This window comes from Bradyrhizobium sp. SZCCHNR1051 (genome assembly GCF_032489615.1).
GTDB lineage: Bacteria > Pseudomonadota > Alphaproteobacteria > Rhizobiales > Xanthobacteraceae > Bradyrhizobium.
This window is the reverse complement of sequence record NZ_JAUEYJ010000058.1, coordinates 1-2,042: the sequence shown is the minus strand read 5'-3', so window position 1 is coordinate 2,042 and position 2,042 is coordinate 1. Positions and strand designations below refer to the sequence as shown.

The window sequence follows — 2,042 nt, the reverse complement described above, 5'->3', positions numbered from 1 at the left end:
CTGGGATCGTCTCGCTGCAATGCTTGAAGGCTATCTACTTGCAACCCAAAGCATAAAACCGGGAATCCCGTAGCCCCCTTGCGGGGAGGGGTCGGGGGTGGGGGTCCACGGAAATGGACTTCATGGAAGCCACCCCACCGACAGCTGATTAGTCATCCCTATCAGCGCACACCCCGCTCGTGCCTGCATGCGCCACAAACTTCGTTCGGAGCAAGAAACCGCCACCCCCAACCCCTCCCCGCAAGGGGGAGGGGAGCCCACCGCTTCTGCCGCGCCTACGCGCCTCAAACCCCGAACTCCCCAAACACGACCGCCCTCGCCTTCCAGCAATGCGAGCACAAAGCTCGATAGAGCCTCGACCGCGATCCACGCCCCGCGCTTCAAACCTTCCGTCATCCCAAGCTTTCGCGATCTCGCGGCGCCCAGCGCCCGAGCTATGCATCCATCTCACCGCCCTCCTCTCACTGAGGGCGCAGGGAAGGCCGGGCGCTGGCCGCGCCCGTGGCCCGCCTGCAGAAAAGAATGCAGGCGGCAGTCGCCACAGGTCTGGCCGAAACACCCGGCCCTCCCTGCGCGATGGTTTTACGATTTATACGCGATCTCCCTGGGGACCGGCTGTCTTGCCCCCATCACCCGCAGGCAGCTCATCAGCAACGCCCACAAGCTTGACCTTAGCACCGGGAGGCCAGGACCGCGCGACTTCACCGTGCGCCGGGGATCGTTCGTCGGCACGGCCAAGCCATGCTGCGACCCCACAGCGTCCATCGCATCCCACCCCGACGTCCGTGACGACCGCGAAGCGTCCCCTCGTTGGGGCGGGACAGCGCGCAGTAAAGCACATTTTTCTGAAAAACAAAATAGAATTCCGATAAACAGAAATCGTATTTCTTTCAGGCGCTCGAACGGCCACCGTCAAGGCTTGCGTTCCCGATCGAGACCCTGTCGAACGCTCCTGTTTCGGATCGGCGATCTGCCATGTGCGGCTTCGCGCAAGTCACCTGCGATGCCCATGCGGCGCAGAGCTCGGTCCCAATTCCGATCACCACGCTCGGCGGGGTGGTGTCGACCAGTTGCCAGAACGTGCTGAGCGGCGATCGGCTTCTGGTCGACATGACAACCGGCGTTTCGCAAGTCGAAGTCGATAGCGGTACGGTGAAGGCATCGGTCAAACCCGTCGTCAGAGGCATGTTGCGGAGCGATATCGGCTCCGCCGGGCACCGCGCCAAAGCCGAAGAAATGATGCCAAAAGTCGTGCGGACCGTGACGTCGCACCCGCTTTTAGTACCTTGAGTTGCATCAAAGACGGTCAGCAAGTTCCGTGGCAGGCTAACATTGACGGCGTATCCGTCATCAATGGTCCTTCAACGTGAGGAGTTCACTATGGCTAGAAGCATTGCTGTTGGTCTTGTTATTCTCGCCGTCTCTACATCTGCGGCCTTGGCCGGACATCGTACTCATCATGCAAAAGGTACTCATGCAAAAGCCAGTGCGGCTCAGCAGGTCGGGGCGAGCAAAAGTGATCGCGACCAATATGGAAATATGCAGGTCAATCCCGGAACTCCGGGCCTGAGCGGCAGCAACGCTGACCTACATGCAAAAACGCATCGCGATTCCGGCTACAGGCCGAAGAGTGACTACAATGCAGACGGGACCATGCGGGTTGACAGCGGAACTCCGGGCGCAAGCGGCAGCAACGCTGCCCTACATCGTAGAACGCACCGCGATTCCGGCTACAATCCCAAGAGTGACTACAACGCGGACGGGACCCTGCGGGTGCATCATTAGTCGTTTCTTGCGACCACGTGATGAGCCCGGAGCGTTCCGCGCACCGGGCTTTCACGTCCACGAAAACTAGCTGTCCTTGCATTGACCGACAGCGATTTCATGTCGGCTGTTCTGTAACGGCGGGCCCATGAGTCTGGCCGGTCGCGCTGGCGGCACCGTACGCGCGGACGCCATGTAGGAGCTAGAGCATGCTGTTTTTATACGGAAACATATCCTGAGTTTCTGAGATAGTTGGCGCACTCCTTTTCCGAGAAGAG

2 protein-coding genes are annotated in these 2,042 nt (G+C 60.1%); both read left to right on the top strand.

The genetic code is table 11. The features are described from left to right. Positions 1 to 975: 975 nt before the first annotated feature. Positions 976 to 1,290 carry a hypothetical protein gene (locus QW868_RS33650; RefSeq protein WP_410051348.1) on the top strand — a complete coding sequence of 105 codons (315 nt, stop codon included), beginning with the start codon at positions 976 to 978 and terminating at the stop codon, positions 1,288 to 1,290. Positions 1,291 to 1,380: 90 nt separating this feature from the next. Then, positions 1,381 to 1,785 (top strand): hypothetical protein, encoded by a 405-nt coding sequence (locus QW868_RS33470; RefSeq protein WP_316232572.1) that lies wholly within the window; start codon positions 1,381 to 1,383, stop codon positions 1,783 to 1,785. Positions 1,786 to 2,042: the final 257 nt, after the last annotated feature.

Bases quoted from the DNA above. Each gene is read 5' to 3' on its own strand.
- QW868_RS33650 (WP_410051348.1), top strand. From the start codon at position 976: ATGTGCGGCTTCGCGCAAGTCACCTGCGATGCCCATGCGGCGCAGAGC.
- QW868_RS33470 (WP_316232572.1), top strand. From the start codon at position 1,381: ATGGCTAGAAGCATTGCTGTTGGTCTTGTTATTCTCGCCGTCTCTACA.